Here is a 25,720-nt window from a genome sequence, read left to right as displayed (position 1 = left end):
CAAGAAAAATCGAGATTATTTTTTATGATTAGTATATTATATAGTCTAAAGGAGGAAATAAGTACAGTGGAATGGATTGAACGTGTTAATAATGTTGTCAATTATATAGAAGAAAATATTGATAAAGAAATTTCCTATGATGAAATTGCAAAACTTGCAGTATGTTCTGTATATAATTTCCAAAGGATGTTTTCCTATATTGCAAATCAATCTTTAAGTGAGTATATTAGAAACAGAAGACTTACACTAGCAGCTTTTGATATTCTAAATACCAGAGAAAATATAATTGACATAGCATTAAAGTATGGATATAATTCTCAAGATGCTTTCACCAGAGCATTTAGAAGGTTTCATGGTGTGCTTCCATCTAAAGTACGGACAGAAGTGGTCAGTCTCAGAACATGTCCGAAGATTTCCTTCCAAATAACTATTACAGGAGGTAATCATATGAATTATCAAATTGAACAATGGGCAGCATTTACTATTTCAGGAATAAGAAAAAGAATTGAAACAGAAAAAGCATTTCAAGTAGTTCCTAAGATTTGGCAAACAGCAGGGAATGATGGTACAATGAACCGATTATTTGAACTTTTGAGTCAAGCAGATATGCGTCCAGTAGGACTCCTTGGAGTCAGTGCAGGAGGACAATGGGGAGATTCAGAGGAAATGGATTATTATCTAGGGGTGACGACTTATGTGGATGTACCTGAATGTACTAAAGTAATTACTCCTGAAGATATGGATGAATTACAATTACCTAAAGCTACATGGGTAATAATTGAGGCTAATGGAGAATTGCCAGATTCTATTCAAAATGTGTATAAAAACTTTTATACAGAATGGCTGCCTAACTCAGGTTATGATTTAGATGATTTGCCTGTAATAGAATGTTATTTACAAGATAATAGACAAGAAGTATGGATAGCAATTAAACCAATCTGTAAATAAGTTGGGTCAAATAAAATATAGAAAGATGTTTTAATTTCTTTAGAGGAAAGGAAGTCATATATGAAAAAGAAAGTTTTAATAATGGGTGGAAGTTATTTCATAGGTAAGAAAATAGTAGATGTTTTTTGTGAAAATAAATATGATGTTTTTACTCTAAATCGTGGAACTAAAGTTAAGGATTTAGATAATGTGCATAACCTAATATGTGATAGAAATGATATGAAACAAATGGAAAATATCCTTTCCCAATATAAGTTCAATATTGTTATAGATGTATCTGGTTTAAATAAAGAACAGGGAGAAATCCTATATAAATCTCTAAATAAACAAGAACTAGAATCCTTTATATTTATTAGTTCAAGTGCTGTATATGATGTAGATATCTTGGAGTTTCCTTTTAAAGAAAGTGATTTGTTAAAAGAAAATACTTATTGGACATCCTATGGAAAAAATAAAATAGAAGCTGAAGATTATTATATTGAAAATTTCAGAGATTCCTCTATAGATCTTATTATTTTACGACCACCTTACGTTTATGGAGAAAATAATTATGCTCAAAGGGAAAGTTTTATCTTTGATCATATTTGCAAAGATAGACCGATTATTATCCCAAATCCAAATACTTATCTGCAATTTATTTATACAACAGATTTGGCTAATATTATTATAGAATTGCTTAAAGCCAAAAAAGAAAAAGTATCTATATTCAACGTTGGGAATAAGAAGCCCGTTACTATTAAAGAATGGATCGAATATTGTGCAGAAGTAGTTGGTAAAGAGGCTAAAATAATTGAGTATGATTATAAGTCTAAAGGACGTAAAGAAAGGGACTTTTTCCCCTTTTATGATTATAGCAATGTATTAGATGTAGATAAAATCAATTATATCTATAGTGAAGAAACAGATTTTATAATGGGATTAAAGAATAGTTATAACTGGTATTTAACAAATAAAGACAGCATATCTTTTAAAGAAGATATTATTTGTGTTGAAGAAGAGATTTTTAAGGAATTAGGAATTAATACTAATAAATAAAATTGGAGGTAAAAAACATGAGTAAAGTTTTATCTAAAAAATTCAAATTATCTATTTTAATTATATTAGTATTATTAGTTTCAACAGGTTGTATGCCAGGAGATGGGTCGTATAATTCACAAAAACCTGCTAATTTCTTATCAGGTATATGGCATGGATGGATAGCGCCGATTTCATTGATATTTTCAATAGGTAAAAGTAATATTAGAATATATGAAACAATAAATACTGGATTTGGGTATGATTTAGGGTTTTATATAGCCATAATAAGTGGATTTGGTGGATTATCTTTATCTAGGAAAAAAAGAAAAGGAAATTAAAAATTAGATAAGATAAAAAAGATAGATGGAATAACCCATCTATCTTTTTTATATATAAACAAAGTATAAATTTCTGATTATCTTTTTATATATTCTTATATGCTGGCATAGCTTTATTCTAAGACTTTTCGAGCATTTTTACTATCTGTAGATACTTCACATTTCCTTTATATATTTTCTTATGTCTTGGCTGTCAAAAGTGGTAAACAAGTAGGAAATTCAATTATTACTACTAAGCGACAAGTTGTTACTGTTACTTACTTCGTTCCATATATATCACCTCGAGCTTTTATATAGTTTAGACGGGTTTGTTGTGAACAATCTCATATTTTATCCCATCTAAATCCTTGAAAAAAGTCGCATAATAGTTTGGTCCATGTTCAAGAAATATTTGGGGGGGATATACTATGTTTGCTCCAATAGCTTCAATTTTTTGATACAGTTCATCAACTTCTTTTCTTGAATCAGCTCTAAAACCCAAATGATGAAATGCTCCAGGTTTACGTCTGTGAACAGTATCGTTTATATAAGCTGTTCGCGGAGAGCAGATTGCAAAATCTATATTTTCGTGCCAATACTCTATAACATATAGATCATGTTCTTCAATTATGGCACTTACTTTTTTTTAAAGGTCAAATCCTAAAATTGGCATAAGCTTATCATAAAATTGTTCTGCCTGTTTGATATTTTTCACTGTTATTTGAATATGGTCTATGATAGGTTGCATAATTACCTCCTTTATTTTGTTAACCAGTATTTTGAGCCATCCTGTGTACGTTCCATAAAACCATACATAATTAAATAGCGTCTAATGCTTATATAATCCTCAAAAATTGGTTTTAAGATTTGATTAACTTCTTTTTCACTATAATTTTTACCTTTTTCAAATTGCTCAGCTATCTTAGTAAGAATAACAACCTTTTTCTTTTCTTTGGGCGAAAAAGCTTTCAGAACAAGGGGGGATAGACTACTGAAAAATGTATCTAAAATATTCTGTTTTTCTTGCTCTGTAATTAAATAACGATCATCTACATATATAGCATTATTATGAATAGGAACTATAGCATTTTCTACAGGTGTTTTTGTTTCAAAAACTTGCTCATATATAGATAAATATAATTTTGCCTGTTTTGCTTTTTCTCGGAACGTAAAGCGTTGCCTTCTAATAGTTGCCTCTGTAATCCCTAATTTTTTTGCCATATCCTTATCAGACATTCCAGAGCTAAAGAGAGTTAGCAATTCTTTTTGATTCTGGGTTAAAGTGTTGTATTTTGTTTCGGAAGTAATTAATTGTGATAAATTACTTCCATGGGTGGCTTTTATGTGTTTAGCAGCAGCGTGTTCGGCCACATAAAAATTGTTGTCAATTGAAAAAATCTGTCCAACTTCAAAGCGTTGCTCACAATAGTTGCAAATATAGGTATCACTTTCTTTATTATACCTATAACCTTTCTTCAACTCATCTAATGTAAGTTTTCCGTAATCCATATCTATGGTTCTCCTTTTACATTTATAAACATATTGTAATATTGTTTATAAATATTGTCAACAATTAATTTCATCGTAACGTAATATGAGGAAGATATTATGAAACTTTCACTACCTATTTTTAATAGATAAATACTTTATTACAGTGTAGATAAGTCATATGCTCAATAACTTATCTACACTATTGGCTATATCATTTAATTATTTTTCAGTTACCTTCACTATTTCTAGCACCCAATCAAATTGTGATACTTGCGTTGCTTTGGTCTGCTAGTCGAAATACTTCACTGCTAGCAAAGCTCATTCATAAGTAGTAAATTAGTAGTCAATTGAGAGGTTTTGACCTTGATAAAATGTGATAAGTCCAGTGCTTATTCGGATAATTAGATTTTTATACTATTTTTAAATAAAAAAATTCTATAAAAAGAAGGAATTTAATAAGAGTTATAGAATAAAGTAATAGATAGATTTTCTATAGAAGCTTTTACTAAATGTATGAATATTGGATATGAAGATAGTGGCATTACATTTCATATAATGCATCCACCTTTGACTGATACAAAGTCATCTTCGCCATTTCCAATTCCGAAAGAATTTAAAGCATCTTCTGAGAAAGTAGGAAAAGGGTTTATTAAAAATATAGACAGCAAGAAATTTATCATTACTCCTTCATTTGCTGATAAAATATCAGTAAGATTTAGTTATGCTTTTTCATTACCAATGGGAAAAATTCTTGTGAAAATGACGAAGAAAGCAACAGTGGATTTAAAGTAAAAAGTTAGATAATATATTATACCAAGAGATCAAGAGAAAGGAAGTATGTTAATGACAAAATTAATTTTTGTTAGGCATGGAGAACCAGACTATTCAAAGGTAAGTAAACGGAAATATATAGGACATGGAAGAGATTTATCAGAACTAACTTTACTTGGAAAAGAACAAGCTAGAAAAGCAGCTAGAGATAGGTTATTAGATGGTTCAGAATTGATAGTTTCTTCTCCATATACAAGAGCTTTACAAACAGCAGCAATTATTTCTAAAGAACGAAACTTAGACATTGAGATAGAGCTAGATTTACATGAATGGCTGCCGGATTTAACATTTACATTTGATTCAGATGAATTTGCAATAAATGCCAGTAGACAGTGTGCAGTTCATAAAGGTATATGTCCTGAGAATATAGAAAAGAAGTGGGAGAATCTAGAGAATTTGTTTATTAGAGCTAATCATAGTTTAAAGAAATATTTAGAGTATAATAAAATTATTGTTGTAAGTCATGGGATGTTAATGAGACAGTTTAAATTTGAAAGACAGATACCTTATTGTGGAATTATTGAAGTAGAATATGATGAAAATTTTAAATGGTGTGGTTTTATAGAGGATAATTAATATATTAGGATAAAATGATGGCAGTAAAAAAGGAAGTGTTTATTTGAATGTATTAAAACATATTTATCAAGAATTGTCATTACTAGGACTATCTCATGATAAAATAGATAATTTGAAAGAGATTAGAAATCAAAATGGAGTTTATCTCTATAGGATAAAATATAAGAATAAAGATTTAGTGATTAAGTATTTTGAAAAAGATGAATTTAGAAGGGAAATTAAGTATTATGAAATCTTAAAAAGTCTAGATATACCTATAATAGAAGTAATGGGATATACGGAAAATACTTTATTAATGGAAGATTTGGATAAAAGTCTACATTATCGCCTAGGGATTGAATCTGATCTTTCAGACATAGAGGTAGCAAAAGCTTTGGCATCATGGTATAAAAAATTGCATTATGAAGGGGTAAAGTTTTTAAAAAACAATGATAGGAGGTTCTATAAGGAGATTGATTATATAACAAAAGAGAATCTAGAATTGATTATGAATAAAACAAATACTAGAGATAATAAAGTATGGCAGCTTTTAATCGAACATTTAGATTTAATATTTCTAAAGATTGAGGAATTTGAGGAAACTTTTACTTATAATGATTTTTATTGGACTAATCTAGTGGTTAGAAAAGATAAGAAAGAGGCATTTATGTTTGACTATAATATGTTGGGAGTAGGATTTAGATATAGTGATATAAGAAATGTCTGCTCTTCTTTATCTGATGAGGCTGGTAACATATTTATAAGTGAATACGGAGAAATAAATCAAAATGAAAAGAAGATAGATGAGGTTATTTCAATTTTGGTTAGTTTAATACAAGCCTGCAAGAGAGATATATTTCCAAATTGGGCAAATGAGGCATTAGATAAAGTTGACAATGGGGAATTGTATAAGGGGATATTAAATATACTTTAATTTATAGAGATAATTCTAGAGTAAGAATAGAAATGTATAAGAACATAGTATCTGAGAAGATCTAAATGAATAGTAAAAAATTTAAAGGAGGATAAACATGAAATTAAAAGAAATAGAACAATATATATTAGGATTATTTACTACTGGAGACAATGAAAACTTTCATGAAGAAAGTGGGATAACAGTAAGAGGTACAGAAGATATAAAAAGAGTTGGGTATTGTACAAATTTAACACTTGAAACCATTGAAGAAGCAAGAAAGAATAATGTTGATTTAATAGTAACTCATCATGATGCCTGGGAATTTATATATGGGCTGAAAGAATCCTGCAAAGAAAAGCTTTTAGAATATAGTATCTCACATTATTTTAACCATCTTCCATTAGATGATTCCGACTTTGGAACGAATAATTCTTTAATTGAAAAGTTAGGATTAGAAATTATTGAAAAGACTCATAAAGAAGAAGGATTTTTCTGCGGAAGAGTTGCTGAATTTAGAGAACCTATCAATTTTAAAGACTTAGTTGAGAGGATAGAAATCGTATTAGAAGAACCAGTACAATCATGGCAATTTAATGATAGAGAAATAAAAAGAGTAGGTTTAGTTTGTGGTGGTGGAGGCTTTACTACAGATGTACGAGAAGCAGTAGAAAGAAATTGTGATGTTTATATAACCGGTGAAAAAGTATTATATACAATTGAATATGCAAAATTCGTAGGGATAAATTTAATAGTAGGAAGTCATACTTTTACTGAAGTATTTGGAATCCAAAGTCTTGCTAAGAAGATTAAGGATAAATATAAGGATATTGAAATAGTTAGATTAAAAGAAGAACACTTAGAAACAACCCAAAATTCAATATAGGTATAATAAGAAAATATATATTTCAAGTAAATTATGAAGTATCTAGAAATAGAAAAGACGAATGGAATCCAGTAGCAAAAATTAGAAAATAGGTTCAAAGAATAAACGGGTTAGGAGATAAGTATGAAGAAGATAATAAAAAGTAAGAATGAATTTACTAAAATCATGATTCTATCTTTAATTATACTGGAGCAGGGGATTAAGATAATAGTCAAAGCTTACTATGGTGTGAAAGCTCCAATAATAGAAAATATATTATACTTTGCACCTGTTTTAAATGACAACTATTCATATATAAACTCATTATTTAATTTGGGTTGGGGTAGGATTTTTCATATACTTCTTGTAATATTTGTTTTGTTTTTTAGTTACTATGCTTTTAAATATTTAGAAGCTAAAGGTACAAAGAATTCAATGATTAATACAATGAAGATATTTTTATTTGCAGGGACTATATGCTCATTAATAGACAAAGTTTTTTGGAATGGGAGTCTAGACTATATATTATTAAAAGGATTCTTTGTATTTGACCTAAAGGATTGTTATTTAACTATTTTTGAAGTATTAGTAATTATACTAATAGTAAAAGATAGGAAAAAGGCTTCTAAAATCAATGATAAAGAACTGTTAAAGGATTATATTAAATTTATTAAAAATGATTTTCTAACAAGAGGAGAATAGTTAAAAAAGTTGTAGAAAAAACTCCTACAACTTTTTTAACTAATTAAGATTATTTTTTAGTATAATAGACTAACATTTCATATTTTACCATTCAATGGAGATCATGGATTTATTGATGGAAGTTAAGTCTTTTGCACCAGTTAATATCATAGTTTGAAGAAGTTGGTTTCTCATATCTTGAATTGTCAAAGAAACACCTTCCCTATAGCCACCGAAAGCACCAATAACAATAGGTCTGCCTATTAAAATTCCATCTGCACCTAAGGCAATCATTTTAAACACATCTACTCCTGTACGGATTCCTCCATCTACAAGAATCATTATCTTCCCTTTAACAGCTTCAGCTATTTCAGGTAAAACTTTAGCTGTAGACTGTGCATGATCCAATACTCTACCTCCATGATTTGATACTACTATTGCCTTTGCACCAACTTCCACAGCTAATAGAGCTTCTTCTTTTGTCATTATACCTTTTAATATAAAAGGCAAATTAGTAGAGGATATAATTTCTTTTAATTCTTCTACAGTTTTAGGTCCAACTGGAGTACCTTTTAAAGCCATAGTAACAAGTCCAGCACCATCAATATCCATTCCAGCTGCAATGGCATTGATATTTTCTGCTTTCCTTAATGCTTCTATAACAACTTCATTTTTTTTAGGTTTTATAATAGCAACACCTTTACCATGAACTTTTCTAAGAGCGTCAATGCCAGAATCATATAACTCTGGAACAGCAGAATCTCCAATCATGGCTATAGTACCAGCAGTTAAACTGCCATTTACTACACTATCTATATACTCATCCTCACTTAAAGCACCACCCATATTAAATTCAGTACCAGTTATTGGAGCACTGATTATTGGCGCATCAAGTTTTATATCAAAGAAATTAAAATCTAAGTTAGGTTCTTTGGCCTCATGAATAGTTTTAAGCCTTACTTTAACCTTATTTAAATCCTCTATATTAGATTTGAAAGCAGAGCCTGTCAGTGAACCTCCCATTCCTGGAACTTCTCCTGCACAAGCAACACCATTACATACAGGACATACTCTACAATATCCCTTCATTTTTTCTTTTGCAATTTTTCTAACTTCATTTATATTCAAATTCAACCCCTCCTATTAGTTATAATTAATATAATAACAATTGTATTATACAGAAGATATACAAAACTTTAAAGTTTGTTTAAAAACAATAAAATATTATAAAGTTAAGGTCTAGTAATAAGGTCAAGCTCAATAGGCTTACCTATTTCAATGCTATTATCTTTTACAATGGAATCATATATAAGTACTTCAACTCCATTTTCTTTAGCAAGTTTTAAAGCTTCAGAAAATTTACTATCCATCTCCCAATGAGGTCTAAATAAATCGGGACCTTTCATTTGCACTAGAAAAAATATTATTCCTCTATAGCCTTCCTTTGTTGCTAAAATCATTTCTAATATATGTTTAGTCCCTCTTTCAGTAGGTGCATCTGGAAACATAGAAATACCTTGATGTTCTAAAGTAACTCCTTTTACCTCAATAAATCCTTTTTGATTTTCAGATTCAAAATATATATCAAACCTAGAATTGCCAAAACTAACTTCTCTTCTGACTTTGCTTAAATCTGTAATTTCAGGGATTTTATTTTCTTTAAGGGCTTGATAAACAACTGCATTAGGAACTTGAGAATCCATATTTACTAACATATCTCCTTTCCAAACAGATATAAGAGAGTATTTAGTTTTTCTATTTGGATTATCACTGCAATCCTCCAGTATAACTTTTGCCCTTGGTAAAAGTAATTCTCTACATCTTCCAGTATTTTTAACATGAACAGTTTCTTCTTTTCCATCTATTAAAACCTTAGCTACAAACCTATTAGGTCTTTCTAAAAATATTCCTTTTAAGATTTTTTTATACTTCATATTTTCTCCTTTTACAACTAGTATTTAATATATTGATTTTATCATCATAGACTATATATATCAAATTTTCCATTTTAAGTACTCATGAAGATATAGATAAAGATATTGAAATCAACAGCAATTATTTCTAGAAAATAAAAATTAGGTATTGAGATAATATAAATTTAAAAAGGTTGCCAGTACAGTAGGTTCATATTTCTCGAATCCCTTAAAACATACAGAAAGATTAAAGAAAATAAAGAAATATTCAATAAACTACTAAAGTTGATGAAAGGAAAATCCTATAGAAGAAAAGAAGGAATTTTGAAACAAATATAGAATATTATAATATATTATATTTTTTATAAAGGAGAATTCTAATGAAAAGATTTGAAGAAAACAGAAATTTTATGAAATCAGGTTTTATGGAAGATATTTTGTCTGACCAGAAAAAGCAACTTCCCCAACCACCACTTCAAAAACCTTATGATAATGATTCCGAAATAATTGATTTACCAGAAATAAATAGAGAAATTATATCTAAGAAAGATATACACAATTGTATTGCAGATAGGAAAAGTCATCGTGAATATACAACTGAAGCTTTAACTATAGATGAATTGTCATATCTTTTATGGGCTACTCAAGGAGTAAAGGAAATTAGAGGAGATAATTATGCAACAGTAAGACCAGTGGCATCAGCTGGAGCAAGACATCCTTTTGAAACTTATTTGGCTATTCAAAATGTACATGGGCTTAAAGAAGGAATCTATAGATACCTTTCATTGGAACATAAACTTTTATTTTTATATGAAGAAAAAAATATAAAAGATAAAATAACAGATGGAACTTTGGGACAGAAATTTGCTGGAAGTGCTGCAGTAAATTTTATATGGAGTTGTATACCATATAGAGGAGAGTGGAGATACGATAAACGTTCTCATAAGGTAATGTTAATAGATGCAGGACATGTGTGTCATGCCTTATATATTGCTTGTGAAGTGCTAGGATTAGGTACTTGTGCCATAGCAGCATATGACCAAAATCTTATGGATAAAATGATAGATGTAGATGGAGAAGATGAGTTTGTAATTTACATGGCTCCTGTAAGTAAAATTTAATTGTTTATAAACATTATTAAGTCATTACATAGCCTCAAGTAAGGAAAACTTGAGGCTATATAAATTTAAATTATTATAATTATTTTAAATAATGAAAGGTTTTGAGAAAAAATCTTGATTTCATCAGTATATATATGGTATCATAAGACAATTTACTTTTGAAACTTATGAGGTGATATTTATGGTAAATAAAAAGATAAGAGATTATGGAATAAATATAGGTACTTTCTCAATAGGTAAAAATAACTCTATTACTGATGTAAAGGGAGTAAAGGTAGGACATACAACTTTAGATAATGGGGACATAAAAACTGGAGTAACAGTGATACTACCCCATGATGGGAATATATTTAGAAAAAAGCTAATAGCTGCCAGTCATATTATAAATGGATTTGGAAAATCTACTGGTCTTGTTCAGATTGAAGAACTTGGTACTATAGAAACACCTATAGTCTTAACTAATACCCTTAGTGTAGGAGTTGCACATGAAACCTTAATAAGATATATGCTAAAGCAAAATGAAGATATTGGAGATACAACAGGTACTGTAAATCCTATTATATGTGAATGTAATGATGGTGTAATAAATGATATTAGAGGTCTTCATATAAAACAAGATCATATCTTTGATGCCATAGAGAAATGTGATGTTGAATTTGCTGAGGGAAATGTTGGAGCTGGTACAGGTATGATTTGTTATGGTTTAAAAGGTGGTATTGGTTCATCATCTAGGATTATTGAATTAGGAGATAAAAAATATACAGTGGGAATATTGGTTTTAAGTAATTTTGGCTCATTAGAAGATTTTATTTTAAATGGAGAACATATAGGACCTAAACTTGTTGAAAAGATTAATCAAAAAAATTCAACAGAAGAAAAAGGGTCTATAATTATACTATTGGCTACAGATATTCCCCTATCTTCAAGACAGCTTAAAAGAATTATAAAGAGGGTATATCCTGGTATATCAAGGACTGGTAGTTATACAGGCAATGGAAGTGGGGAGATAGTCATAGGATTTTCAACAGCTAATATAATTAAGCATTATGAAGAAGATAATGTAGTTGATATTAAGGTAATTAATGAAAATAAGATAAATAAAGTTTTTAAAGCTATAGTTGAAGCCACTGAAGAGGCAATATTGAATTCATTAATATGTTCCACTAGTTCTGTTGGTAGAGATGGGAAGAAAGTATATTCATTAAATGAATTGATATAACTATAGAAAGGATGAATCAGTATGAATATAAATATAAGAAAAGCAGAAGAGAAGGATTTTGAAGATATATGGAATATATTTAAAGATGTTGTAGTGAAAGGGGACACCTATGTATTCTCTCCAAATTCTAGTGAAGAAGTAGCATATGACTATTGGTTTGGAAATAAGGTTATATCCTATGTTGCAGAATGTGATGGAAAGATTCTTGGAATGTATAAATTAATTGCTAATCAACCTGATTTAGGCTCTCATGTATCAAACGCATCATTTATGGTTTCGTCTGAATCTCGAGGAAAAGGACTAGGCAGACTAATGGGAGAACATTGTTTAAAGGAGGCTAAAAAAGCAGGATTTAAGGCAATGCAGTTTAACTTTGTAATTTCTACTAATACTAAAGCTGTAAATTTATGGAAGGGTTTGGGATTTGAAATTGTAGGTACACTTCCTAAAGCATATAGACATTTAGAATTGGGATATGTAGATGTATATGTTATGTTTAGGGATTTAGATGATATAGAGGTATAGTTTTATTCAAGTCTTTATTTAAGGAAAAATTCATGTAATGTAAGTGCTTATTATATGAACATAAGGAGGAGAGTTTGTTGTACTACGGAGATAAAGTAAAATTAAGAGCATATAAAAAAGAAGATATTAAGTTGGCTTATGAATATATGAATGACAGTGAGGTAAAGAAGTTATTAGTAAATAAAATACCCTATCCCATGATACTTGAGGAGGAAGAAAAATGGTTTGAAAGTCTTTTGAATTCTAAAGATACTTATAATTTTGCCATAGAAGATTTAGAAACGGGAAAATATATTGGAGGCTGTGGAATAAACAATGTTAATTGGTTAAACAGAGTAGCCATAATAGGAATATATATTGGAGATAAAAACTATTGGAGTAAAGGATATGGTACAGATTCAATAAGGACTTTAAATAAGTTTATATTTGAACAAATGAATATAAATAAGATTAAATTAAATGTATTTGCATTTAATGAAAGGGCAAAAAAATGTTATGAGAAATGTGGATTTAAAGTTGAAGGAATTTTAAAGCAAGAACTCTTTAGAGATGGTAAATATTGGGACGAGTATTCCATGGCTATACTTTTTGAAGAATGGAGGAATCTTGAATTGAGTAACTTATAATAATAGTGTTAAAAACATATTCCAACTAATAAGGGGTGAAGTAAATTGAATCAAGAGGAAAGAATGTATGTTGTTGGAAATCAGAAAATAAAAGTAGAAAGAGAACTGACGGGACAATGGATTTTAGATATTGGCGGAGGTGGAGAAGGGATAATAGGATTATGCTATGGTAATAGGGTAATTTCCATTGACCCAAGGATAGATGAGTTGGAAGAAGCTCCTGAAGAACCCCTAAAAATAGTTATGGATGCAAAAGAATTGTCTTTTTTAGATAATACATTTGATTCTGTAACATCCTTTTTTACATTAATGTATATAGATAATAATTATCACGAAAAGGTTTTTAAAGAGATATATAGAGTATTAAAGGATAATGGAGAATTTGTTTTGTGGGATGCCATGATACCAGAATATGATGGTGGTATAAAAGATATTTTTGTAATCCAGCTTGAAATAGAAACTCCTATTAGATTAATTAAAACTGGCTATGGGATTTCAAGAAAAGATAAAGTTCAGGATATTGAATATTTTATTGACATTGGAGAAAGTATTGGATTCAACGTAATAAAAGAGGAAGTAAGAGATAAGGTGTTTAAAATAATATTTAAAAAATAAATCGCAATCATTTAAGTAATATATATTTAAGAGGTGAAAATCATGAAAAAAATTGGAATTATAGGTGCTATGGCTCCAGAAATTGAGTTATTAAAAAATAAGATTAATATTAATAAAGAAGATAATATTGCTGGATTTGATTTCTTTTTAGGTTCTATAGATGATAAAGAGGTTATCATAACCCGCTGTGGTGAAGGTAAAGTAAATGCAGCCTCATGTACACAAATTTTAATCGACAGATTTCAAGTAGACAGTATTATAAATACAGGAATTGCTGGAGGATTACATGAATCAGTTAAAATATGCGATGTAGTAATATCTAACAATGTAACACATCATGATGTAAGAAAGGGCTCAGATGGAAAATTGTTTTCCCTATAGAGATTGTTTTGAATCTGATAAAAAATTAATTGAAATTGCTGTCAACGCATGTAAATCACATTATAGTGAAAATTGGAATTATCATATTGGAAGAATAATAAGCGGAGAAAGCTTTATTCAAGATAGCAAAATAAAGAAAAATCTACTTAGAGACTACTCACCACATTGTGTTGAAATGGAAGGATCTGCAATAGGACATGTTGCTTATATAAATAATATACCTTTTGTGGTCATCAGAAGTATATCAGATAATGCTGATGATGAGGCTACAATTAGTTATAATGATTTTGAAACTATTGCGGCTAATAAATCAGCAGAAATCGTTTTGAGTATGCTGCAAATGTTGTAATATTATATAGTTAAGGAATATTCTAAGGAATAATGATTGGAGTGAGATATAATGAAACAATTAAAGTTGAAAAATGGACAAAATCTAACTATTAGGACAGCAAAAAAAGAAGATGCCTTAAATCTAATAAGATATGTAAATAAAATAGGTGGAGAATCAGATTTTCTTACATTTGGGGACAATGAATTTAACATAACCATTGAAAAGGAAGAAGCTATACTTGAAAGTCATATAGGTGTAGAAAATAAAATATATCTTATAGCTGAGATTGAAAATGAAATAGCTGGAAGCTTAAATTATAGTGGACGGGCTAGACAAAGAACTAAACATACAGGAGAATTTGGCATTAGTGTTGCTAAAAGATACTGGGGGCTAGGAATAGGAAAAGAGTTAATTAAATATATGATAGACTGGGCAGAAAAAGGGAATGTAGTAAGGAAAATCAATTTAAGAGTAAGGGAGGATAATGAAACAGCTATAAATCTATATACAAAACTAGGCTTTAAAAAAGAAGGAATTATATCTAGAGAATTTTATATTGATGGTAAGTATTATAGTTCCATATTTATGGGATTAGAAATTAATTAGACATGAGAGATTAGAGTGAGTTAGCGGTTTTTTATATAATTTTTGAATTGTAAAATGGGGGAGATTATCATGGGTAAGAGAATAGATATTGGAGTTAAGGCATTAATCTTCAAGGAAGGAAAATTCTTAGTGATGCACAATAAAGGAGTAGAAGAAAACCTGTGGGAACTACCAGGTGGACGAATGGAATTTGGTGAAACAGCAGAAGAAACTTTAAAGCGTGAAATGATTGAAGAGACAGGGCTAGTTGTTAAACCAATAAAATTATTAGATACATGGAATTTAATTAGAGAGGATTATCAAATAACAGGGATTATATACTTATGTGAATTTGAAGAAGGCGAAGTAAGATTATCAGATGAACATGATGGATTTCAATGGATAGACACAGACGAAAAGTCATTGCAAATGATGTACGAAGTATTTAGAGTAAAAATGATGAAATGGAATTGGGATGACATCAAAAGTAGTTGCAATAAAATATAAGGAATATATATGTATATAGGCTTTAGAGAGATAAACCAGGATAACTGGATTTGAAGATACTGATAGAATTATTGATGATGAAATTGTATATAGCTTATCTGTTAGGTAGTAGTAGACGAATAAAGAATAGAAAGAATTTATAATAAAGGGGGTTAATTTATGTTACATAAACTGTCTGATAAAATCTTTTATATGGAACATAAAGATGAAACTGATAGACCTATATTAGGGGTAATATCAGGTAAAAAATATAGTATGATTATTGATTCTGGAAATTCTCCAAATCATGCAAAGGAATTTTTGAAAGAACTGGAACAAGTTGATATAGCACCTATTAAGTATTTAGTTTTAACTCATCATCATTGGGATCATGTGTTAGGAATAAAAGAGATGAATTTAATAACTATTGCACATGAGAATACAAAAGAAGAAATTGATAAAATGAGAGATTTAAAGTGGGACGATGAGTCCTTGGAAGAGCATATTGAAAATGGAATATTATCTAAGTTTTCTGTTGAATGTATAAAAAAAGAAATTGAGGATAGAGAAGACATTGAAATAGGGGAAATTGATATTACCTATAAGGACAGTTTAGAGCTTGATTTAGGTGGAGTGAATTGTATTATTAAAGCAATAGGAGGGCCTCATACAGATGACTCTACTATGATATATATTCCAGAAGAGAAAACCATGTTTTTAGGAGACTCCATATATGGTAGAAGATATGATAGTTTATATGGATATGATAAAGACAAATTATTTAATATGATAGACCTTATAGAGGGATATAATGGTGTAGAGTATTATATAGCATCTCATGAGTCCCTATGTGATAGAAAAGAAATCACTGATTTTTGGAATGATTTAAGAGTGGCTAGTGAAATAGTGGGAAATAACAAATCTAATGAAGATGGAATAAAGAAATTCATTGATAAATTTAACAGAGAACCTTCTGAAAATGAAATTTTCTTTATTAATTGTTTTGCTGATATGAATAAAGTTAAAAGATAGAATAAAATATTATTTAAGCAAAATAGGTGGGTGATAGTAAATGAAATTGGTTATAGTATTTGGACCACAGGCAGTTGGTAAAATGACTGTTGGACAGGAGTTAGCAGAAATAACTGGACTAAAGCTTTTTCATAATCATATGACCATTGAACTGGTATCTAATTTTTTTAGTTATGGTTCAAAGGAGGGAAAAAGATTAGTTAGTTTATTCCGTCAAGAAATATTTGAAGAGGTAGCAAAAAGTGACTTAAAAGGATTAATATTCACTTATGTATGGGCCTTTAATATGCAGGAAGATTGGGATTATGTAGATAGTGTTTGTAATATATTTAAGTCAAAAGGCGGAGAGATTTATTTTGTAGAGCTTGAAGCAGAATTAGAGGAAAGATTGGAACGTAACAAGAGTCCTCTTAGATTAGAGCATAAACCTACTAAGAGAAATCTGGAGTTTTCAGAAAATGAGTTAATAAGTTCTATGAAGAAATATAGATTAAATTCAATAGATGGTGAGATTAAAAATGAAAACTATATTAGAATAAATAATACAGCATTAGAGCCATTGGAAGTAGCAGAAATGATTAAAGAAAGATTTAAGCTATAATAAATATTAGAATTTGAGTGAAAGAAATGGAGAGATAATCAATGTTTAAACATATAATTGATAATGATATAGAATTAAGATTAGTTAATGTGCAATATGCTGAGGAAATATTCAAATCAATAGATTCTAGTAGAAAACATTTAAGGAAGTATTTACCATGGGTTGATACTACAAAATCTGCAATTGATACAAGAGCATTTATAGATAACAGCAAAAGGCAATATGCTGAAAATAAGGGATTTGATGCTGGAATTTGGTACAAAGGAGAATTCGCGGGAGTTATAGGTTTTCATAATATAAATCCAAGTATAAAAGGAATAAGTATTGGTTATTGGTTAAACGAAAGATTTGTAGGTAAAGGAATAATGACAAAGGCATGTAGAGTATTTGTTGATTATGCCTTCAATACTTTGGAATTAAATAGAGTAGAAATTAGATGTGCAGAAGATAATTTTAAAAGTGGAGCTATTCCAGAGAGATTAGGATTTACTAAAGAAGGTATAATTCGAGATGGAGAGTTGCTGTGCGATGGTTATGTAAATTCTTTGGTTTATGGAATACTTAAACGAGAATGGAAATGATATAGAAACTATGAAGGGAAATGATAATATTGGAAATATCCAATAATCAGGATACTCATCAACCTGAATTTATCAATATAGATAGGAATTTACGCTTAAGAAAATTTGATGGTAAATTTAATTTTGCTCTAGATTGGTATAGGGATAAGGAAACAGTAGAACTAGTTGATGGGAAAGATGCTGAATTATATACTATTGATAAACTTAAAAGAATGTATGATTATTTAAATAATAAGGGAGAACTATACTTTATTGAAATTAAGGAAGAAAACAAATATATTCCAATAGGAGATGTAACATTTTGGAAAGAGGATATGCCCATAGTAATAGGACATAAAGATTATCGTGGCAAGGGAATAGGATATAAAGTCATTAGAGCATTAATACAGCGAGCAGAACTACTTATGTTTGATAAGATATATGTCAATGAAATATATTCCTATAATATAAGCTCACAGAAGACTTTTGAAAAGGCAGGATTTAAAAAATATAAAGAAACTGAAGATGGATATTCTTATGTTTTGAGATTAAGGACATAGAATACTTAGGAGTAAAATAGATGGCAATTGCCATCTATTTTGTTATTTGTTGAATAATGTAAAAAGAAACTGTTAATAATTGTTTATAACATAATGGAAAGGCGTTGTTATGAATGCTGTTTAGTTATATTATGAAGAAGATTGTATTGTGGCAACATTATAATAAAGAAGAACACCACGATGCAGATTATTTAGAAAAAGATATATCCATGAGTTTAGCTGAAAATATAGAGTTTTTTAGACTAATCTTAGGTGATAGCAATGATATAAAAATACATGAGTTTATATTTGGCAGCAACTGTGAATTCAGCGGAGTGCTTATATATATTGATGGACTTGTAGATAATCTAGAGATTACAGAGAGCATATTAAAACCTATTATATTAAATAAGAATTTTGAAGAAAATGCAATAGAGAACTTTACCATGATGAATTTGAAGAAATCTATTATTTGTTTAGGGGATATTACAGAAAGTAGTATATATTCAAATTTATTTGAAGGATGTCTTTCTGGAAATACTATATTATTAGTAGATGGACTTTCTACAGGACTAGTTATTAGTACAAAAGGCTGGGAGAAAAGAAGTGTAACAGAACCACAGACAGAGTCTGTAGTCAGAGGTCCAAGAGAAGGATTTACGGAAGACTTTAGAACAAATACCTCTCTTATAAGAAGGAGAATTAAGAGTCCTAAACTTAAAATGGAAAATATGATAATTGGAAGAAAAACATATACTAATATATGTATTGCATATATAGAAGGAGTAGCAAAACCAGAAGTGTTGCAAACTTTAAGAAACAGGTTAAGAGCAATAGATGTAGACTCTATAATGGACTCCGGTTATATAGAACAATATATTGAAGATTATCCCTTTTCTATATTTCCTACAATAGGATATAGTGAAAAACCTGATGTTATTGCCGCAAAAATACTTGAGGGACGTATTGCAGTTGTAGTAGATGGAAGTCCTTTTGTATTAACGGTTCCCATGTTATTTGTGGAAAGTTTTCAAAGTGCAGAGGACTATTATGTAAGGCCAATATACGCCTCTCTTATTAGACTAATGAGATTTTTTGCATATTTTATTGCAATATATGCAGTTCCAGGTTTTATTGCATTAACAACTTTTCATCAAGAATTGATTCCAACGACTCTTTTGTTTACAGTAGCAAAAGCCAGAGAGGCAACTCCATTCCCTGCTATAATAGAGGCACTAATAATGGTTATATCATTTGAAATATTAAGAGAAGCAGGACTCCGACTACCACGTCCTGTAGGTCAAGCAATTAGTATAGTAGGTGCTTTAATCATGGGAGATGCAGCAGTTTCTGCTGGAATAGTAGGAGCACCTATGGTAATAACAGTTGCAATAGGTGCTGTATCTGAATTTATAATACCAGATCAAGGAGATTCTATTTCTATACTTAGGATAATTATGATGTTTCTAGCGTCTGCATTAGGTGGATTTGGATTATCTGTAGGATTTTTAGGTGTGCTTATACATTTAGCCATATTAGAGCCTTTTGGTATACCATATTTTGCCTCTGTAAAGTTTTCAAGGGATCAGCAAGACAGCTTTGTCAGATTACCCCTATGGGTTATGGAAGATAGACCAAAAGGATTATCTTATATAGATGAAAAAAGGAAAAAGACTTTTATTCCTCCAAATGGAAAAAAATAATAATATAGAAAAATAGAGGTAAATATATGGTAATTAAAAAGCTGATATTATTTAAAATTATTGTAATTATACCAATTACTTTTATTTTAACAGGATGTTGGGATAATAAGGAGTTGGATACTATTTCAATAGTAACTGGTGTTGGTATAGATGCAACAGAGGATGAGGATAAAATTGAATTTATATTACAAATAGAGAGGGTAAGTCAACATAACACTTCCCCTTTGGAAGGGGCAAATACTAATGATAGTTCAATCATTTTAGAGACAGAAGCAAAGGGAATATTATCTGCCATAGAAAAACTTCAGAAACAAGTTACTAGGGATTTGTTTATGCATCATAATCAGGCAGTTATATTTGGAAAAGAACAAGCTGAAAAAGGAATTAAACCTTATATAGATGCCTTTCTTAGACAGCAGGATATGCGTATGGAAACATTAGTTTTTGTTGCAGAAGGTAAAGCTAAGGATATTCTTCATAATAGTATGGAGCAGGATAGTGCGTTTTCTTCAGGAATTACTAGGATGGTTGATGCCACTAATAGATATAGTGAGTCTTACTCAGTAAGAGTACTGGATCTAGTTTCTATGATAATAGAAGAAACTACAGCACCTACAATCCCAATTGTAAGATTAGAGGAGCACGAAAAAGAGTTAAGATTACTTTTATCAGGACTGGCTATTTTTAATGATGGAGGACTTATTGGACAGTTAAATGAAATTGAAACTAGGGGATATACTTGGATTATGGATAAATTTAAAACCACTTTTATAGAGATTGATATAGAAGAGGGGTTTTCAAATTTAAATATAAGTAATATTAAATATAATCTAGAACCAGAAATTAATAATGAAAATAAGCTGATAATATCATTGGAAATTATTGGAGATATTGTAATTTCTGAGATACAGGGATTTGATAATATGACAGTTAAAGCAGTAACAGATACATTATTAGAAGAAGGCAAAAAAGTTATAAATAGAGAAATACAAACCTGCTTCAACAAGAGTAAAGAATTGAATGCAGATTTTTTAAGATTTGGTGAAGAGTTCCATAAGAAGTTTCCTAAACAATGGGAGGAAATAAAAAATAATTGGAACGATATGTATCAAGAAGTTGAATTATCTACTAAAATAGAATTAAATTTAATTGATACTGGTAAAATTGTAAATTCTTTAAATATGAAAGAGGAAAATTAAATGAAAATAGATAAAGGAAAAATTTCAGGGATTCAATTTATGTTTACAGTGGCTTGCTTTTTACAATCTTCATCTCTATTGACATCTTTTTTCACATCCATTACAAAACAAGATTCCTGGATAGTTACAATATTAGGTTTTATAGTTTCAATACCTTCTCTGTTAATATACACATATATTATGAAAATATTTCCAGATAAAAATTTAGTAGAAGTAAACGATATAGTTTTTGGTCCTATTATAGGAAAATTATTTTCAATAGTGTATCTATGGTTTTTTATGACACTATCATCCTTAAATATAAAAGATTTAGGAGATTTTGTACATAAGACAACTATGCAAAAAACTCCTGCCATAATTATTTTAGGAATATTCATGTTGTTATGTGCTTGGGCTGTAAGAAATGGAATAGAGGTTGTAACTAGATACAGCATGTTTTTCACATTAATTGCAATATTCATAGTTATTTCCACAAGTTTTCTAACTATGAATCAAATGAAAATAGATAATTTTTTACCTATGCTTAATCAACCGAGAATGATATATATTCAAGGAGCTCATATTATATCAACTATTCCCTTTGGTGAGGTTATGGTATTTTTAATGATTCATCCAAATTTAGAAATTGAACCTAAGCAAAGAAGAAAATATTATACTTACGGTTTTATAATAGGGGGATTGACTCTATTAACTATAGTTATTAGGGATACAGCAGTACTTGGGAATACAATAAAGATATTCGCTTTGCCTCCCTTTGAAACTCTTAGGCTCATAAGTATATATTCTGGATTAAGCAGGATAGAAGTCCTGTTTGCAGTTAGTTTGATTATGCTTATGTTTTTTAAAATTTGTATACTATACTATGTTACAGTTATGAGTATTGCATATATTTTCAATTTAAAATCCTTTAAATCCTTAGTTATAAGTGTAGGAATAATTATTATTATGTATTCCTTTAGTATATATCCTTCAATAATAGTACACATGAATTCAGCAAGCAAAACAGCACCTTTTCAATGGTTTATGTTTGAAACCATATTACCATTTATTACAATCATAGTTGCAAAAATTAGAAAGTTGCCTAAACTAAAAAAAGGGATGATTTAATGGTATATGTATTAATAGTATTTACAATAGTAGGATTAATGGATTTGGGAGATTTAATAAAAGCAAATAAAAATAAAGAACTTAAAGTAACTATATTTCTAATGATAGTAGCCTTTATTTTATCAACTTTGTATGTATTAGACTACAGACTACCAAGTATTATGCTTGCCTTAGATAAATTTGTCAGAGACGTATTAGGATTAGGATATGAGTAAATAACTATAAGATTTGATTATCAAATTTTATAGTTATTTGTTTTTTATGGTTTTTATTAAATTTTCTAACAATTATTGTTTAAATATTGTATAATTTATATAACAGTTGCTTCAGCTTATTAAGGAGGGGGTTTTTAATGAAGATACAATTACTTTCAGAGGCATTAGCTTTAGCCTATGTACATAATCCATGCAGGATTCAAGCTACTGCTTTGTGGAAAACACTTGAACAGATTAATAATTTTTATAGCGATTATACTATGGAAAAAGCTGAGCTTAAAAGTTTAAAACTTTGGAATGATAATATGTTATATACATTCTGGAATAAAGATAGGAATCATATAAATATAGATGAGGAAGATTTACAACTATTTAATATGATTATAGTCCATGAGTCTCAAATTAATGAGAGTATAAAAAAACAATTTAGGAGCAAAAAATCATATTTTAAACTAATACATAATAATAAAGATATTGTAGATATTCAGATACCAGAAGATTACTATATTAGAGATGTTGATATTAATACAGAAGTATCTATGGTTTCAGATTTAATATGTAATTGCTATGATGATATAAAACCAAATATCAATGAAGTAACTAAATGGATAAATCATGCTGTATTTCGTAAAGATTTATGGATATGGATAATAGAGAAAAAAACAGAAAAACCTGTTGCCCTTGGAATAGCCGAATTGGATATGAATATAAAGGAAGGCGCTTTGGAATGGATTCAAGTACTTCCATCTTATCATGGTAAGAAATTGGGCAAGGTATTGGTTACAGAGTTATTAAAAAGATTAGAACCTTATGCTAATTTCACTATAGTTTCAGGGGAAGTAGATAATACAACGAATCCAGAAAGATTATATAGAAGCTGTGGATTTACTGGAAATGATATTTGGCATGTTTTGAGGAAGTAATATATAAACTTATACTATTAGAGGGGGATATTATGAGTAATCTAGCAATAAAAGTAAGTAACTTTACAAAAACCTATGGAGATTTTATAGCTGTAGATGGAATAAGCTTTGAAGTAAATAAAGGGGAGATTTTTGGGATACTAGGACCTAATGGAGCAGGGAAAACAAGTACCCTAGAATGTCTTGAAGGTTTACGAATTCCTGATGGCGGAACAATTGATATTATGGGAATAGATCCGTCAAAGAATTCTAAGGAATTAAAGAATTTAATAGGGGTACAGCTTCAATCATCGGGATTACCATCAACAATAACTGTAAAAGAAGCAATGCAGTTATTTTCAGCCTATCATAATGTGCAGCCGAGATATGATTTGATAAAGAGAATGGACCTTTGGGATAAATTGAATATTCAGTATAGCCAGTTGTCTGGAGGTCAGCAGAAAAGACTATTAATAGCCTTGGCAGTATGTCACAATCCACAGATACTTATCTTAGATGAGCCTACAGCTGCATTGGACGTAGAATCTAGGGTGGAACTGCATACTTTGATGAAAGAATTAAAGAGCCAAGGAACTACTATAGTTCTAGCAACCCATGATATGGCGGAGGCTGAGAAAATGGCTGATAGAATCGCAATCTTATTGAAGGGTAAAATCATGATTATAGATACACCTAAGAAGATAGTAGCTTCTGGCTCATCGAAGACTAAGATTTCAGTCAGAACAGTGGGAACTTCCTTAGTGGACCTTACAGATATAGTTGTTGATGAATATTATGTTTTTTATTCTGATAAACCTGGTACTAAGGTAATGGAATTAATGAATGTAATAGAAGAAAAAGGAGATAGTTTAATCGATCTTAGAGTAGAAAGACCATCTCTAGAGGAAAGATTTTTAGAGATAACTTCAATAGGAGGGATACAATGAAAGCCTTTTCAATACACTTTCTATTTAATTTAAAATCGGGTTTAAGGGACAAGGAGCTACTACTTATGAATTATATATTTCCCCTTGGATTTTATTTTGTAATCGGAGCTATTATGCCAAAACTAAATCCACAGTATATTAGTATTTTAATACCATCAATGATGATATTCAACATATTGGTCAGTACAGTTTTAGGGATGCCAAATATTTTGGTAACATCAAGAAACAGTGGTATTTTTAGATCTTATAAAATCAATGGAGTATCTAAATTATCAATGCTTGCTATACCAACTGTTTCTACTATATTACATACAATAATAGTAACTGCTATAATACTAATAACAGCTCCAATCTTATATAATGCTGAATTACCAGTGAATATTTTAGGCTTGATTATAGTTTTTATAGCTTCTGCCATAACATTTTCTGGTTTAGCTCTTTTAATTGGTATTATAGCCGATAGTACATCTTTAACTGTAATTTTGGCACAGGCCTTATTTTTACCCTGTATGCTAATAGGGGGATTGATGTTTCCATCTAGTTTTTTACCAGAATCTGTAGGAAGATTTAGTAAGCTTCTTCCTACAACTTATGCAATGGATGCCTATGAAGCATTGGTAACAAAAGGGAGTTTTTCCTTTAGCCCTATAATTTCTTTAGGATTACTTATGGCTTCTGGTATAATAAGCTATTATTTATCTTGGTATTTATTTAAGTTGGATAACAACAATACATCAAAATCTAAAGGAAAGATATGGGCTGTAGGTGCAATACTTCCATTTATCTTAGGTGCAATATTTTTATAAGGATAGGAAGGCGAAATCATAATCAAAGATAACTACTGAAAAAAGGCTTAGAATATAAAAAATATGGAGGTATCCTATGATAATTTGGATTAACGGAGCATTTGGAAGTGGAAAAACAAATACAGCATATGAATTAAATAGAAGAATAGAGAATTCATATGTATACGATCCAGAGGAAGCAGGATACTTTATTCGAGATAATATACCTAATAAATTAAAGTTAAGCGATTTTCAAGATTTTACCATTTGGAGGGATTTTAATTATCAAATGCTTGAATATATGAGTATACATTATGATGGGATAATTATAGTTCCTATGACAATAACAAGTGAACTATACTATACTGAAATACTTGAAAGATTGAGGAGAAAAGATATAGACATTAAACATTTTACTTTAGTAGCTAATAAGGAGACTTTAATAAAAAGACTGAGAAAAAGAGGTGATAGCAGTAATTCATGGGCTGCTAAGCAGATTAATAGATGTATAGAAGATTTATCTAATCCTATTTTTAAAGAGTATATTGATACAAATAAAATGACAATTTATGAGGTGGTTGATTATATAGGTGAATCATGTGATATTGATTTATTACCTGATGAGAGAAATCTAGTTAAGAAAAGGCTAGATAAAACTAAAATATGGCTTAGACATATTAGAATATTGAAGTGATATTATAGATTTACTT

34 protein-coding genes are annotated in these 25,720 nt (G+C 29.5%); 29 read left to right on the top strand and 5 right to left on the bottom strand.

Features of this window, described 5'->3' with window-relative positions; translation table 11 throughout:
• The first annotated feature begins 24 nt into the window (after positions 1–24).
• From FYJ83_RS05340 to FYJ83_RS05330, 3 genes are read left to right on the top strand one after another with little or no spacing between them, the layout of a single operon-like run.
• Positions 25–948, top strand: a complete 924-nt coding sequence (locus tag FYJ83_RS05340; RefSeq protein WP_154439303.1) for an AraC family transcriptional regulator — start codon at positions 25–27, stop codon at positions 946–948.
• Positions 949–1,008: 60 nt separating this feature from the next.
• Complete coding sequence (locus FYJ83_RS05335) at positions 1,009–1,983, top strand: NAD-dependent epimerase/dehydratase family protein (RefSeq protein ID WP_154439302.1); 975 nt, start codon at positions 1,009–1,011, stop codon at positions 1,981–1,983.
• Positions 1,984–2,000: 17 nt separating this feature from the next.
• Complete coding sequence (locus FYJ83_RS05330; protein ID WP_154439301.1) at positions 2,001–2,303, top strand: hypothetical protein; 303 nt, start codon at positions 2,001–2,003, stop codon at positions 2,301–2,303.
• 298 nt (positions 2,304–2,601) lie between these two features.
• Here the strand turns inward: FYJ83_RS05330 and FYJ83_RS19895 are convergent, their stop codons facing one another.
• The 3 genes from FYJ83_RS19895 to FYJ83_RS05320 form a co-directional block, all read right to left on the bottom strand.
• Entirely contained in the window at positions 2,602–2,829 is a 228-nt protein-coding gene (locus FYJ83_RS19895) for a VOC family protein (protein ID WP_326828305.1), read from the bottom strand.
• Positions 2,830–2,928: 99 nt separating this feature from the next.
• Positions 2,929–3,030: a VOC family protein gene (locus FYJ83_RS20540; RefSeq protein ID WP_412034776.1), complete on the bottom strand. Its 102-nt coding sequence runs from the start codon at positions 3,028–3,030 to the stop codon at positions 2,929–2,931.
• Between the two features lie 11 nt (positions 3,031–3,041).
• Positions 3,042–3,791, bottom strand: coding sequence for a DUF2087 domain-containing protein (locus FYJ83_RS05320; RefSeq protein WP_154439300.1), 750 nt, complete (start codon positions 3,789–3,791; stop codon positions 3,042–3,044).
• Between the two features lie 495 nt (positions 3,792–4,286).
• Between FYJ83_RS05320 and FYJ83_RS05315 the strand changes: the two genes are divergently transcribed.
• The 5 genes from FYJ83_RS05315 (at position 4,287) to FYJ83_RS05295 (ending at position 7,639) form a co-directional block, all read left to right on the top strand.
• Complete coding sequence (locus tag FYJ83_RS05315) at positions 4,287–4,565, top strand: hypothetical protein (protein ID WP_154439299.1); 279 nt, start codon at positions 4,287–4,289, stop codon at positions 4,563–4,565.
• Between the two features lie 51 nt (positions 4,566–4,616).
• Positions 4,617–5,180: a histidine phosphatase family protein gene (locus FYJ83_RS05310; protein ID WP_195837923.1), complete on the top strand. Its 564-nt coding sequence runs from the start codon at positions 4,617–4,619 to the stop codon at positions 5,178–5,180.
• Positions 5,181–5,223: 43 nt separating this feature from the next.
• Positions 5,224–6,093: a phosphotransferase gene (locus FYJ83_RS05305; protein ID WP_154439297.1), complete on the top strand. Its 870-nt coding sequence runs from the start codon at positions 5,224–5,226 to the stop codon at positions 6,091–6,093.
• A gap of 97 nt (positions 6,094–6,190) precedes the next feature.
• Complete coding sequence (locus FYJ83_RS05300) at positions 6,191–6,958, top strand: Nif3-like dinuclear metal center hexameric protein (protein WP_154439296.1); 768 nt, start codon at positions 6,191–6,193, stop codon at positions 6,956–6,958.
• Positions 6,959–7,081: 123 nt separating this feature from the next.
• Positions 7,082–7,639 (top strand): signal peptidase II, encoded by a 558-nt coding sequence (locus FYJ83_RS05295; protein WP_154439295.1) that lies wholly within the window; start codon positions 7,082–7,084, stop codon positions 7,637–7,639.
• Positions 7,640–7,723: 84 nt separating this feature from the next.
• Here FYJ83_RS05295 and FYJ83_RS05290 read toward each other — a convergent pair whose 3' ends face one another.
• Positions 7,724–8,746: an alpha-hydroxy-acid oxidizing protein gene (locus FYJ83_RS05290; RefSeq protein WP_154439294.1), complete on the bottom strand. Its 1,023-nt coding sequence runs from the start codon at positions 8,744–8,746 to the stop codon at positions 7,724–7,726.
• A 104-nt stretch (positions 8,747–8,850) separates the two neighbouring features.
• Positions 8,851–9,552 (bottom strand): DNA/RNA nuclease SfsA, encoded by a 702-nt coding sequence (gene sfsA / locus FYJ83_RS05285; protein ID WP_154439293.1) that lies wholly within the window; start codon positions 9,550–9,552, stop codon positions 8,851–8,853.
• A 359-nt stretch (positions 9,553–9,911) separates the two neighbouring features.
• Here sfsA and FYJ83_RS05280 point away from each other — a divergent pair, with 359 nt between their 5' ends.
• The 21 genes from FYJ83_RS05280 to FYJ83_RS05185 all read left to right on the top strand — a co-directional run bounded on the left by FYJ83_RS05280 (position 9,912) and on the right by FYJ83_RS05185 (position 25,704).
• The gene (locus tag FYJ83_RS05280; RefSeq protein WP_154439292.1) at positions 9,912–10,652 is read left to right on the top strand and encodes a SagB/ThcOx family dehydrogenase; all 741 of its coding nucleotides are present in this window, start codon (positions 9,912–9,914) and stop codon (positions 10,650–10,652) included.
• A 181-nt stretch (positions 10,653–10,833) separates the two neighbouring features.
• Positions 10,834–11,871, top strand: coding sequence for a DmpA family aminopeptidase (locus FYJ83_RS05275; protein WP_154439291.1), 1,038 nt, complete (start codon positions 10,834–10,836; stop codon positions 11,869–11,871).
• Between the two features lie 21 nt (positions 11,872–11,892).
• A complete protein-coding gene (locus tag FYJ83_RS05270) occupies positions 11,893–12,396 on the top strand; it encodes a GNAT family N-acetyltransferase (RefSeq protein ID WP_154439290.1) in 504 nt (167 codons plus the stop codon).
• A gap of 77 nt (positions 12,397–12,473) precedes the next feature.
• A complete protein-coding gene (locus tag FYJ83_RS05265; RefSeq protein ID WP_154439289.1) occupies positions 12,474–13,022 on the top strand; it encodes a GNAT family N-acetyltransferase in 549 nt (182 codons plus the stop codon).
• A 45-nt stretch (positions 13,023–13,067) separates the two neighbouring features.
• Complete coding sequence (locus FYJ83_RS05260; RefSeq protein ID WP_154439288.1) at positions 13,068–13,637, top strand: class I SAM-dependent methyltransferase; 570 nt, start codon at positions 13,068–13,070, stop codon at positions 13,635–13,637.
• Positions 13,638–13,679: 42 nt separating this feature from the next.
• Positions 13,680–14,018: a 5'-methylthioadenosine/S-adenosylhomocysteine nucleosidase gene (gene mtnN / locus FYJ83_RS20210; protein WP_216584914.1), complete on the top strand. Its 339-nt coding sequence runs from the start codon at positions 13,680–13,682 to the stop codon at positions 14,016–14,018.
• Positions 13,996–14,367, top strand: a complete 372-nt coding sequence (gene mtnN, locus FYJ83_RS20205; protein WP_216584915.1) for a 5'-methylthioadenosine/S-adenosylhomocysteine nucleosidase — start codon at positions 13,996–13,998, stop codon at positions 14,365–14,367. Before mtnN (FYJ83_RS20210) ends, mtnN (FYJ83_RS20205) begins: the two co-directional genes overlap by 23 nt.
• A gap of 51 nt (positions 14,368–14,418) precedes the next feature.
• Positions 14,419–14,955: a GNAT family N-acetyltransferase gene (locus tag FYJ83_RS05250; RefSeq protein WP_154439287.1), complete on the top strand. Its 537-nt coding sequence runs from the start codon at positions 14,419–14,421 to the stop codon at positions 14,953–14,955.
• A gap of 69 nt (positions 14,956–15,024) precedes the next feature.
• Positions 15,025–15,441 carry an NUDIX hydrolase gene (locus FYJ83_RS05245; RefSeq protein ID WP_154439286.1) on the top strand — a complete coding sequence of 139 codons (417 nt, stop codon included), beginning with the start codon at positions 15,025–15,027 and terminating at the stop codon, positions 15,439–15,441.
• Between the two features lie 159 nt (positions 15,442–15,600).
• Positions 15,601–16,452, top strand: a complete 852-nt coding sequence (locus tag FYJ83_RS05240; protein WP_154439285.1) for an MBL fold metallo-hydrolase — start codon at positions 15,601–15,603, stop codon at positions 16,450–16,452.
• 40 nt (positions 16,453–16,492) lie between these two features.
• Positions 16,493–17,053 carry a DEAD/DEAH box helicase family protein gene (locus tag FYJ83_RS05235; RefSeq protein WP_154439284.1) on the top strand — a complete coding sequence of 187 codons (561 nt, stop codon included), beginning with the start codon at positions 16,493–16,495 and terminating at the stop codon, positions 17,051–17,053.
• A 41-nt stretch (positions 17,054–17,094) separates the two neighbouring features.
• A complete protein-coding gene (locus FYJ83_RS05230; protein WP_154439283.1) occupies positions 17,095–17,634 on the top strand; it encodes a GNAT family N-acetyltransferase in 540 nt (179 codons plus the stop codon).
• Positions 17,635–17,654: 20 nt separating this feature from the next.
• Entirely contained in the window at positions 17,655–18,173 is a 519-nt protein-coding gene (locus tag FYJ83_RS05225; RefSeq protein ID WP_154439282.1) for a GNAT family N-acetyltransferase, read from the top strand.
• Positions 18,174–18,304: 131 nt separating this feature from the next.
• Positions 18,305–19,855 carry a spore germination protein gene (locus FYJ83_RS05220; RefSeq protein WP_195837922.1) on the top strand — a complete coding sequence of 517 codons (1,551 nt, stop codon included), beginning with the start codon at positions 18,305–18,307 and terminating at the stop codon, positions 19,853–19,855.
• A 26-nt stretch (positions 19,856–19,881) separates the two neighbouring features.
• The gene (locus FYJ83_RS05215; RefSeq protein ID WP_154439280.1) at positions 19,882–21,054 is read left to right on the top strand and encodes a Ger(x)C family spore germination protein; all 1,173 of its coding nucleotides are present in this window, start codon (positions 19,882–19,884) and stop codon (positions 21,052–21,054) included.
• On the top strand, positions 21,055–22,161 hold the full coding sequence (locus tag FYJ83_RS05210) for a GerAB/ArcD/ProY family transporter (protein ID WP_154439279.1): 1,107 nt from the start codon (positions 21,055–21,057) through the stop codon (positions 22,159–22,161).
• Positions 22,161–22,376 (top strand): hypothetical protein, encoded by a 216-nt coding sequence (locus FYJ83_RS05205; RefSeq protein WP_154439278.1) that lies wholly within the window; start codon positions 22,161–22,163, stop codon positions 22,374–22,376. The genes FYJ83_RS05210 and FYJ83_RS05205 overlap by 1 nt, the downstream gene beginning before the upstream one ends.
• Positions 22,377–22,513: 137 nt before the next feature.
• Complete coding sequence (locus FYJ83_RS05200) at positions 22,514–23,299, top strand: GNAT family N-acetyltransferase (RefSeq protein ID WP_154439277.1); 786 nt, start codon at positions 22,514–22,516, stop codon at positions 23,297–23,299.
• A 32-nt stretch (positions 23,300–23,331) separates the two neighbouring features.
• On the top strand, positions 23,332–24,225 hold the full coding sequence (locus FYJ83_RS05195) for an ABC transporter ATP-binding protein (protein WP_154439276.1): 894 nt from the start codon (positions 23,332–23,334) through the stop codon (positions 24,223–24,225).
• Complete coding sequence (locus tag FYJ83_RS05190) at positions 24,222–25,031, top strand: ABC transporter permease (protein WP_154439275.1); 810 nt, start codon at positions 24,222–24,224, stop codon at positions 25,029–25,031. The genes FYJ83_RS05195 and FYJ83_RS05190 overlap by 4 nt, the downstream gene beginning before the upstream one ends.
• A 76-nt stretch (positions 25,032–25,107) precedes the next feature.
• Complete coding sequence (locus FYJ83_RS05185; RefSeq protein WP_154439274.1) at positions 25,108–25,704, top strand: DEAD/DEAH box helicase family protein; 597 nt, start codon at positions 25,108–25,110, stop codon at positions 25,702–25,704.
• Positions 25,705–25,720 lie beyond the last annotated feature (16 nt).

This window comes from Tissierella pigra (assembly GCF_009695605.1).
In the GTDB taxonomy this organism is placed as follows: Bacteria; Bacillota; Clostridia; order Tissierellales; family Tissierellaceae; genus Tissierella; species Tissierella pigra.
The sequence above is the reverse complement of the archived record's forward strand: the minus strand, read 5'-3'. Positions and strand labels throughout refer to the sequence as shown.

Excerpts from the sequence above, each read along its gene's own strand:
- FYJ83_RS05250 (WP_154439287.1), top strand. The coding sequence starts at position 14,419 with ATGAAACAATTAAAGTTGAAAAATGGACAAAATCTAACTATTAGGACA.
- FYJ83_RS05235 (WP_154439284.1), top strand. The coding sequence starts at position 16,493 with ATGAAATTGGTTATAGTATTTGGACCACAGGCAGTTGGTAAAATGACT.
- FYJ83_RS05240 (WP_154439285.1), top strand. The coding sequence starts at position 15,601 with ATGTTACATAAACTGTCTGATAAAATCTTTTATATGGAACATAAAGAT.
- FYJ83_RS05230 (WP_154439283.1), top strand. The coding sequence starts at position 17,095 with ATGTTTAAACATATAATTGATAATGATATAGAATTAAGATTAGTTAAT.
- FYJ83_RS05340 (WP_154439303.1), top strand. The coding sequence starts at position 25 with ATGATTAGTATATTATATAGTCTAAAGGAGGAAATAAGTACAGTGGAA.
- FYJ83_RS05280 (WP_154439292.1), top strand. The coding sequence starts at position 9,912 with ATGAAAAGATTTGAAGAAAACAGAAATTTTATGAAATCAGGTTTTATG.
- FYJ83_RS05320 (WP_154439300.1), bottom strand. The coding sequence starts at position 3,791 with ATGGATTACGGAAAACTTACATTAGATGAGTTGAAGAAAGGTTATAGG.
- FYJ83_RS05245 (WP_154439286.1), top strand. The coding sequence starts at position 15,025 with ATGGGTAAGAGAATAGATATTGGAGTTAAGGCATTAATCTTCAAGGAA.
- mtnN (WP_216584915.1), top strand. The coding sequence starts at position 13,996 with ATGGAAAATTGTTTTCCCTATAGAGATTGTTTTGAATCTGATAAAAAA.
- FYJ83_RS05190 (WP_154439275.1), top strand. The coding sequence starts at position 24,222 with ATGAAAGCCTTTTCAATACACTTTCTATTTAATTTAAAATCGGGTTTA.
- FYJ83_RS05205 (WP_154439278.1), top strand. The coding sequence starts at position 22,161 with ATGGTATATGTATTAATAGTATTTACAATAGTAGGATTAATGGATTTG.
- FYJ83_RS05220 (WP_195837922.1), top strand. The coding sequence starts at position 18,305 with ATGAAGAAGATTGTATTGTGGCAACATTATAATAAAGAAGAACACCAC.
- FYJ83_RS05225 (WP_154439282.1), top strand. The coding sequence starts at position 17,655 with ATGATAATATTGGAAATATCCAATAATCAGGATACTCATCAACCTGAA.
- sfsA (WP_154439293.1), bottom strand. The coding sequence starts at position 9,552 with ATGAAGTATAAAAAAATCTTAAAAGGAATATTTTTAGAAAGACCTAAT.
- FYJ83_RS05210 (WP_154439279.1), top strand. The coding sequence starts at position 21,055 with ATGAAAATAGATAAAGGAAAAATTTCAGGGATTCAATTTATGTTTACA.
- FYJ83_RS05195 (WP_154439276.1), top strand. The coding sequence starts at position 23,332 with ATGAGTAATCTAGCAATAAAAGTAAGTAACTTTACAAAAACCTATGGA.
- FYJ83_RS05215 (WP_154439280.1), top strand. The coding sequence starts at position 19,882 with ATGGTAATTAAAAAGCTGATATTATTTAAAATTATTGTAATTATACCA.
- FYJ83_RS05200 (WP_154439277.1), top strand. The coding sequence starts at position 22,514 with ATGAAGATACAATTACTTTCAGAGGCATTAGCTTTAGCCTATGTACAT.
- mtnN (WP_216584914.1), top strand. The coding sequence starts at position 13,680 with ATGAAAAAAATTGGAATTATAGGTGCTATGGCTCCAGAAATTGAGTTA.
- FYJ83_RS20540 (WP_412034776.1), bottom strand. The coding sequence starts at position 3,030 with ATGCAACCTATCATAGACCATATTCAAATAACAGTGAAAAATATCAAA.
- FYJ83_RS05335 (WP_154439302.1), top strand. The coding sequence starts at position 1,009 with ATGAAAAAGAAAGTTTTAATAATGGGTGGAAGTTATTTCATAGGTAAG.
- FYJ83_RS05330 (WP_154439301.1), top strand. The coding sequence starts at position 2,001 with ATGAGTAAAGTTTTATCTAAAAAATTCAAATTATCTATTTTAATTATA.
- FYJ83_RS05185 (WP_154439274.1), top strand. The coding sequence starts at position 25,108 with ATGATAATTTGGATTAACGGAGCATTTGGAAGTGGAAAAACAAATACA.
- FYJ83_RS05275 (WP_154439291.1), top strand. The coding sequence starts at position 10,834 with ATGGTAAATAAAAAGATAAGAGATTATGGAATAAATATAGGTACTTTC.
- FYJ83_RS05300 (WP_154439296.1), top strand. The coding sequence starts at position 6,191 with ATGAAATTAAAAGAAATAGAACAATATATATTAGGATTATTTACTACT.
- FYJ83_RS05315 (WP_154439299.1), top strand. The coding sequence starts at position 4,287 with ATGAATATTGGATATGAAGATAGTGGCATTACATTTCATATAATGCAT.
- FYJ83_RS05295 (WP_154439295.1), top strand. The coding sequence starts at position 7,082 with ATGAAGAAGATAATAAAAAGTAAGAATGAATTTACTAAAATCATGATT.
- FYJ83_RS05310 (WP_195837923.1), top strand. The coding sequence starts at position 4,617 with ATGACAAAATTAATTTTTGTTAGGCATGGAGAACCAGACTATTCAAAG.
- FYJ83_RS05270 (WP_154439290.1), top strand. The coding sequence starts at position 11,893 with ATGAATATAAATATAAGAAAAGCAGAAGAGAAGGATTTTGAAGATATA.